Consider the following 7,910-nt stretch of genomic DNA (forward strand, 5'->3'; position numbering starts at 1 on the left):
CATGCTCGAACTGCGAAACGTCAACAAAAGTTACCAAATGGGCGATAGCACGGTCTATGCGCTGCGCGATGTTTCCGTCAAGGTCGAAAGTGGCGATTTCGTGGCCATCATGGGGCCATCGGGGTCCGGCAAATCCACCTTGATGCATATCATGGGGCTTTTGGATGTGCCCGAATCGGGATCCTATCTGGTCAATGGCCGGGAAGTTTCGCAGTTGGATGAGGATGACCTCGCCGTCTTGCGCCGCAAGGTGATGGGTTTTATTTTCCAGCAATTCAACCTGCTGCCGCGTATGACCGCCGCGCAAAATGTGGCCCTTCCCCTCTTTTATTCGGAAGGCAAATTGGAGGTTGAGCGAGCGCATCCCGTGTTGGACACCGTAGGCCTGGGCACCCGCATGGAGCACCGACCCAACGAGTTATCCGGTGGTCAACAGCAACGCGTGGCTATCGCTCGTTCCATGATCAATAAGCCTCTCATGGTTCTGGCCGATGAACCGACGGGGAACCTGGATTCGAAGAGTGAAAAAGAAATCATGGCTCTGCTCAAACAGATGAATGAGCAGGGCATCACCATAGTTATGGTCACCCATGAAGATGAAATCGGCCAGCAGGCACGTCGACTGATTCGGATGCGCGACGGCGAGATTCAGTCGGATGAACGCCTGGCGCCGCTGCCCAAGGTTACCAATCCGCCAACACTTGGCGCGGCCGACACCCAGGGCGGATCGGGCTTGAGCCATATCTGGCAACACTTTGTGCAAGGCATCAAAACACTCGCTGCCAATAAAGTCCGCACCGGGCTTTCCATGCTCGGCATTTTAATTGGTGTGGCTGCGGTTGTCGCCATGCTGGCCTTAGGCAAAGGCGCGCAATCGGCCATCGAAAGTCAACTGTCCTCGCTGGGCTCCAACCTATTGGTTTTACGCTCGGGCGCCTCGCGCGGTCCTGGTGGTGCCATGTCCGAAGCAGGAGCGGTGACGCGATTTACCGTCGAAGATGCCGAGATCATCGAGCAGCGTGTACCAGGCGTAAAGGTTGCGGCCTCCAACGTCAACGGTCGGGGTCAGGTCACGTTTGGCAATAAAAACTGGGCCACCTCACTGATCGGCACGACGTCGGCCTATGCCCGCATGCATTCCCTGGAACCGGATGTCGGGCGCTTTTTTACCGACGAGGAAAATCAACAGCGGGCGCGCGTGGCTGTCATTGGTCGCACGTTGGTGCGCGAACTCTTTAACGGTCAAAACCCCATCGGGGAAATGATCAAGATCAACAAGATCAATTTTCAGGTCGTCGGTCTCTTGCCGGAAAAAGGCGCGACCGGGTTTCGCGATCAGGATGATCAGATACTTCTGCCAGTGGAAACGGCCATGCATCGGCTCCTGGGCAAGGACTATGTGGACTTTATTGAAATTGAAGTCGAACGCGCCGAAGCCATGGATGCCGTCCAGGATCGTACCCAGGAACTGATGTATGCGCGCAAACGTGTGCCTCCGTCGCGGCAGCAGGATGCGTTCACGATTCGAAATATGGCCGATATTCAGAACGCCCTGAGCGAGAGCACCAAGATCATGACCCTGCTCCTGTCGGTGATTGCATCCATCTCGCTGCTGGTCGGCGGCATCGGCATCATGAATATCATGCTCGTGTCTGTCACCGAACGTACCCGGGAAATCGGTCTCAGAAAAGCTATCGGTGCGCGACGCGCGGATATTCTGTGGCAATTCCTGATTGAATCGGTGGTCGTCAGCCTTGTCGGTGGTGTGCTCGGAATTCTGCTGGCTGTGCTCATTACAACGACGCTCTCGGCTGTTTCAGGCTGGAACACCACCATCACGCCCTCGTCCGTGACGCTGGCGTTCCTGTTTTCTGCGGGGGTGGGTATCGTCTTCGGTATCTATCCGGCACGCAAAGCCGCCCAGCTCAATCCCATCGACGCCCTGCGTTACGAATGATAAGCATGCGTTATGAATGAAACGCACCAGCCCACCTTCGGGTGGGCTAGTCTCCCCGTCTGCAGCTGAAAAGCTGACACGATATGCGCCCTTTCTGCTATGATGAACCCCACCCCAAAGCTCAAAATCGATCGATACAATAGGACGCTTTGCATGAAATCATTGGGATCTTCGCAAACCGGTTCCTCAGGCCTACTGGTGGTGATTGCCCTTTTGGGGGCGTCTCTTCTCGGCCTGCAGTTTGTGGGTCACCGCAGTGAACAGGAAATGCGTGCGGAGTCTCATCGCGAATGGCGGGTCGACAAACTGAAAGTGAAAAGCGCCCTGCAATCCCAAAGCAACTGTAGCGCCGTGAACTTCACCTCAGCCTGCGCCGTCGGCACGACCCTCGCTCTCCCCAACAAATCCGGAGGGGTGCTGGTGGCTGCGAATGGCAGCACAAAGATAGGTCGATGGAACGTCAAAATTGAATGTAAAGCCAAAAGCACGACGGAATATTGGGTAACGGCGGCGGCACTCGATGCTTCCAATACCTTTATCAAGGATCCATTGACCCAAAAGCCCATGGCTTGGAGTGATCTCATGCCTCTGCAGGATGCCTGCGGATCCGGCTCAGCTGATATTGTTTTGGAAAAAAGCAGCCCCTGCTATGGAACCGCTCAGGGGACCGGCCCGCTCCCTGCTGAACTCGCCACAGCCTCAGGCTGTGTGAATTGCAAATACCTGGGACATTACTGCAGCGACACCCAGCGAGCTTTCCCCAGCTGCCCAGATGGCTATCAAGGCATCTTCCGCTATGTCGATCGCTATGGTTGGGGCGGCATCGATTTTACCAAATATACGATTTGCAGCAAAATATAGGGTGTTCGCATGAAATGGGTCCGATGTTTTCCAAGCGACAAAAGCATCCGTGAGGCAGGCGCCGGCCTTGTCGATGCGCTGATGACCCTGGCCCTGCTTGCGATTGGCTCCGTGATCGTCATGAACATGATTTCCAACGTTTCGAAAACCAGACGCGCCGTTGACTTAAAAGCCGAGGCGACGCTCCTGAAAAAAACGTTGCTCACGGCCACCGATTGCCGGGCTCTTGCAGCCTGCCAGGGCCAGGAGCTGCGGTCTCTGGTGGACTATGATGGAGACGTCCTGGTCAACAGCAGTGGGACGACCAGGTCCGGACCCTGGAGCGTTCAGGCCCGCTGCCAGCCCAACAAAAGTTTGGAAGTGCGTGTCGCCCTGCTTGATGCCAATGGCCAGGCTGTGAAAGATCCTCTGCGCGGTAAACTCATGGATTGGAATGCGCCGGAAGGCATTCTGATTGAATCGGGCATTCTCTGTGGTGTCATAAATAAGAGCGCAAGCGGTCAACCCTTCACGGTCAAGCTTGGCAACCTCTGCACTCCCAGTCAGGGTTCCTGCCCGCCACCACCCGAAAGCGTCATCGATCCCAAGGTTGGGCCTACGATGTGCTGTGAAGACGGTCGGGACAGCCCCAAACCTTCATGCCCCACCAAGACCCAGGAATTCGCATCCTATTGGGATAGGCAGGATGATTGGGGGAAGTCGGGCCAATGGATTGTTTTATGCCAATAAAAAAATTCTCAGGCAGTCATGGCATCAGTATGCTCGAAATTCTGATCGGCATCGGGATTTTGGGCCTCGTCCTGCCCTTTGCTTATAAACTCCTGATCGGTTCCCGGCAATTCAGTGCAGCTTCGGAAGATCGTTTCAATCTGCGTAGTGTCGCCAGGACTGTGGAAAGTTTTGTCGATTGTCCCGCTATTCCGAAAACGTGTACGACCAACCAGATGCTGAATCTTCCCAAAAAAAATGGCGGTATCCTGGTCAGGAGTGATGGCCAGACGGTCATGGGCGGTTGGACCATTCGAGCCTTTTGCACCGGAGGCAATCAATTCAAAGTCCAGGCCGCCGCATCGGTTCATCGGGAAAATTTATCAAGGATCAGGTCACCCAACAGCCTTTGGACTGGGATCATCCCAAAGGCACGATCTTTAATGAAAAAACCCTGTGTCCAAGTCAGCCTGCGGCCGCCGTTCCAGTCGCTGATGTTATTGAAGTGAAGGCAGGCCCCAGCTGTCTCGTCAACAGCCCGTCCAACCTGCCCTGCAATCCACCGACACCGCCCCCTTGCGACCCAGGATCAACTTCACTTGGCGTGTCCCTTGATAACTTCGGTGGTAACGATGACGTCGAGGTCATCAATATGTTCGGTCAGCGGTGGATGCGCTACTGCGGGAAGATCCCTGGCCCTTGAACGTCAGAAAGCCGAAATCAGCCGTAAATTTTTTTATTCGCCTCCTGCCACACGGAAAAACATGCAAGGACTGCAGAAGTGGGCCCATGGCTTTCACGGGGCCGCCCATCTGCGGTATGATAAGAGAACGCAACAAACCTGATCGACAGCGCTTCGTGCCGCTTCATGTTTTAAAAAATAAAAATATTTTTTAATAAATTTACACTGAGCCCAGGACCATGCCGCATGCCCTTTCATCCTCAGGCATTGATTGAGCGCATTGAAACACACGCTACCACGCGCGCTGACGCGATTGCCGCGTATTCGGGAGACAGGCAACTGACGTATGGGCAGCTGCAAACATCCAGCGCTGCGCTCGCCGAGCAGCTGCAAAATAATGGTGTGCAGCCGGGCTCCATTCTAGGTGTATGCGTCCGTCCGGGTTTTGACCTTCTCATTGCGATCATCGCGATATTTCGTTGCCGGGGCGTTTATCTGCCTCTGGATCCTGATCATCCTCAAGCTCATATCGATCGCATTCGCACCGAAGCCCAACCTCGATTGATCCTGACTCATCGCGAGCATCTCGGTCAAAGTCTGGCCTCCGAGCGCCTTTGCTATCTGTTGGATGAAGAGCGCATGGCCGCGTCCCATCCGGACACAAGCCCTTTGCCACCCGACTGGCAGGATATCCCAGCCTATCTTATGTATACGTCCGGCACCACCGGTCGCCCTAAAGGCGTTCTTATCTCGCAGGATAATCTGCATCATTATCTTGCGGCGGCTCAGACGGCTTTTCGTTTTAATGCCGACGACATTTTCTGCAATGTGGCCCGAGCGACGTTTAGCATCAGCCTCTTCGATCTTCTTTTGCCGCTGGCAGTCGGCGCCGCCGTTCGCCTCGTGAGTCGCGTGGATATTTTCAATCTGCCGCGACTCGTCGAGCATCTCGAGCGATCAACCGTATTTCATGCCGGCCCCAGTCTTCTGTCGACCCTTTTTCGTTACCTGCGTTCCGTCGATGCGAACCGGGATCTTTCCCCTATGCGTCACGTATCAAGTGGCGGCGACATCGTGCTGCCGACCGTGATAGAGAACATGAAAATTTTCTTTCCTAAGGCTGAGCTTTTTGTCATCTATGGCACCACCGAAATCAGTTGCATGGGAACGCTTCTGCCCATTGAACGCCATCAGCTCGTCACCAAAACTCTGGTCGGCAAACCCTTTCCTGGAGTCGGACTTAAACTGATCGACGGAGAAATTTGCTTCTCTGGCCCCGGCGTCGGCCTGGGATATTGGCATCAAACCGCCGAGACATCCGAGCGCTTCATCGCTACCGAAGACGGTCTCTGCTATCGGACCGGTGATTACGGTCGTTGGCATGAGGACGGCAATCTGGAAATGCTCGGACGACGTGATTTCCAGGTGCAATTGCGGGGCGTCCGCTTGGAGCTGACGGCCATCGAGAATTGTATTTTGGAGTCGGGTTTGGCAACCCACGCGGTCGTTGTCCACCGCCGCCAAGGCGAGGATTCGGGCTTTCTCATAGCATTTTTAGCAGGAGCATCGGGGCACGATATCGAACGGGTCCGCTCCCATCTCCAGCAGCAGCTGCCCATGGAAATGCTTCCTCAGCGGATTATTGTTCTCGAGACGATGCCAACCAATTTCAATGGCAAACTGGATCGACGCCGCCTTATGGAATGGCCGCTTGAAAACGAACCAACTCGTCCTTCTGAGCTGAACGCGCTGGGACAAACGATCACGGCCGTCCTCGCTGAGTCACTGGAGTCAGACAACTTCAGTTGTGATCAGAATTTTTTTGAAGCCGGCGGGCATTCCCTCCTGGCGATTTTTGCGCTCAGCACCCTGAGCGAAAAGCATGGCATCGTGATTCCGCCGGCCATATTCTTCCAAAAACCCACGGCGCGCGCTCTCGCGAACTATTGGCAGTCGCGACCGGAAACCACCACAGCACGGGCCTGTCATCTGGTAAGGTTGAATGAAGCGCCCCCGCGCACACCGATATTTTTCATGGCCGGGGTTCACATCTATCAACCGTTAGCCAGGGCTCTGCCTCCCGAATGGACAGCGCTGGCTCTTATTTCTGAACATGAATGCCAACCGTCCGATCCTTCTGGACCCCCTACGCTCGAGGCGCTGGCCGAGATTTATAAACGCTCCATCCTGGAACAGCAGCCCCAGGGTCCTTATTATTTATTGGGCTATTCCTTTGCGGGAATTTTAGCCTTTGAAGTGGCCAGGCAATTGACCGACGCCGGTCACGAAGTGAAACGTCTTTTCCTCCTCGATGCAACTTTGCCCGAACACGTATTCCGTTGGAAACATGGCTGGATGAAAACTCTGCGAGTATTTCGCATGCGCCCCAGGGATTTCCTGCTCTATCTGCGAGGCAAATGGCGACCGCGAGCTCAGGCGTCCGACCCTCGCATTGGGGCGTTGGATAAGGCACGGGGCCATCGCAATGGCCTCCATGCCCAGGATTATATGCGCAGGATGCGCCGCTACCCAGGCGCTGCGGTTTTGTTTGTGGCCGATGAACGCCTCAAACGAAAACCACTCCGCAGTCGCACCTGTGGCTGGCGACCCTATATTTCCAATCTCAAAGTCATACGCACGGCGGGTGATCATCTGTCCTTGATCCAGGATCCGATCTCTCTGGAACAGATCGTGAAAGAAATCCACGCCTGCGCCGCCCCTCACAGCGTGACGTAAACGAAACCGAGACACATTTCATCTTCCGTGCCTTCGCCCCAGTTCACATCCTTGCTGCCAGGATTATCAAAGCGACACTCCAGGTTCAATCGATCCCCAGGGGCCACGGTAACGGTATTTTTCAGAACATAACTTCCCTGCCAGTGAAAATCCCAGCGCGGAATATCGACGAGGCAGGTGGGGCGACCATCCTTGTGCTCCAGATGCAAACGGCTGGCCTGACCCAGCAGATGCATATGCAGTCCCGTGGAGTAAATCGTCAAAGGCGCCGTGGCCGGAATCTGTCCACCACTGAACAACGAGGCATAGGTGGTCAACGGCGCCCCGTAGACGGCACAAGGCGCGTCTTGTTTCCCGTTTTGGCGAGGGCTTTCAGGGACAAAGTGTATCCGTCGATTTCGGGCCGAAAAAAATTGCCATATCCAATGGGATTGTCTCCTATGAACGCCTGATCGTAGGGGATTGGCTCAAGGGACTGATCCTGGAGTCCAAAGCCCTGCAAAGAAAAATGTCGCGCTCGCTGCACAGCAATAATAAAGGAGCTTTTCGAGGTGGTGCGCTTAAAAAAGGGGTGCGTCTTGGCAGGACCAGAAACCATCAGAAGCTGGCCCTGGAAAAGCGGGATATTGATCGAAGAATCGCCGCCTATAGAAAATGCATTTTAGGCAATCTCTCGAACGAGATCATGAGCCTCGGCTCTGTCGTCAAGCTTGAGGATATCAGTTACAAGGCTCTGCAAAAGCGTTACGGGAAATCTGTTGGTGAATCCGCCCCGGCCAGCCTTAAGGCATCACTTTTCCGAACAGCTGAAAAGCTCGGAGGTCGTGGGGAACTGATCAACACTTTTCATACGCGTTTGTCGCAAACCTGTCTTTGTGGTGAAGTGAGGAAGAAAGCCCTGAGTGAACGCACGCACTCGTGCGGGTCCTGCGGCCTTGTCATGGGACGCGACACACTTTCGGCCTT

6 protein-coding genes and 1 pseudogene are annotated in these 7,910 nt (G+C 54.8%); 6 read left to right on the plus strand and 1 reads right to left on the minus strand.

Annotated features, from left to right (window positions below; translation table 11 throughout):
- The first annotated feature begins 1 nt into the window (after nt 1).
- From VE954_RS15440 to VE954_RS15460, 5 genes are all read left to right on the plus strand, one after another.
- Nucleotides 2-1,957: an ABC transporter permease gene (locus tag VE954_RS15440; RefSeq protein WP_324954286.1), complete on the plus strand. Its 1,956-nt coding sequence runs from the start codon at nt 2-4 to the stop codon at nt 1,955-1,957.
- Nucleotides 1,958-2,110: 153 nt separating this feature from the next.
- Nucleotides 2,111-2,818: a hypothetical protein gene (locus tag VE954_RS15445; protein ID WP_324954288.1), complete on the plus strand. Its 708-nt coding sequence runs from the start codon at nt 2,111-2,113 to the stop codon at nt 2,816-2,818.
- A gap of 9 nt (nt 2,819-2,827) precedes the next feature.
- A complete protein-coding gene (locus tag VE954_RS15450; protein ID WP_324954290.1) occupies nt 2,828-3,547 on the plus strand; it encodes a hypothetical protein in 720 nt (239 codons plus the stop codon).
- Nucleotides 3,538-4,035 (plus strand): hypothetical protein, encoded by a 498-nt coding sequence (locus VE954_RS15455; RefSeq protein WP_324954291.1) that lies wholly within the window; start codon nt 3,538-3,540, stop codon nt 4,033-4,035. The genes VE954_RS15450 and VE954_RS15455 overlap by 10 nt, the downstream gene beginning before the upstream one ends.
- A 419-nt stretch (nt 4,036-4,454) precedes the next feature.
- Nucleotides 4,455-6,944, plus strand: a complete 2,490-nt coding sequence (locus tag VE954_RS15460; protein WP_324954293.1) for an AMP-binding protein — start codon at nt 4,455-4,457, stop codon at nt 6,942-6,944.
- Here VE954_RS15460 and VE954_RS15465 read toward each other — a convergent pair.
- Nucleotides 6,929-7,261: a hypothetical protein gene (locus tag VE954_RS15465; protein WP_324954295.1), complete on the minus strand. Its 333-nt coding sequence runs from the start codon at nt 7,259-7,261 to the stop codon at nt 6,929-6,931. The two genes, VE954_RS15460 and VE954_RS15465, sit on opposite strands and share 16 nt — an antisense overlap.
- Nucleotides 7,262-7,452: 191 nt before the next feature.
- On the opposite strand from VE954_RS15465, the pseudogene VE954_RS15470 reads away from it, so the two are divergent.
- Nucleotides 7,453-7,910, plus strand: a pseudogene (locus VE954_RS15470) (zinc ribbon domain-containing protein); the annotation flags it as partial.

It is taken from the genome of Oligoflexus sp. (genome assembly GCF_035638955.1).
Lineage (GTDB): Bacteria > Bdellovibrionota_B > Oligoflexia > Oligoflexales > Oligoflexaceae > Oligoflexus.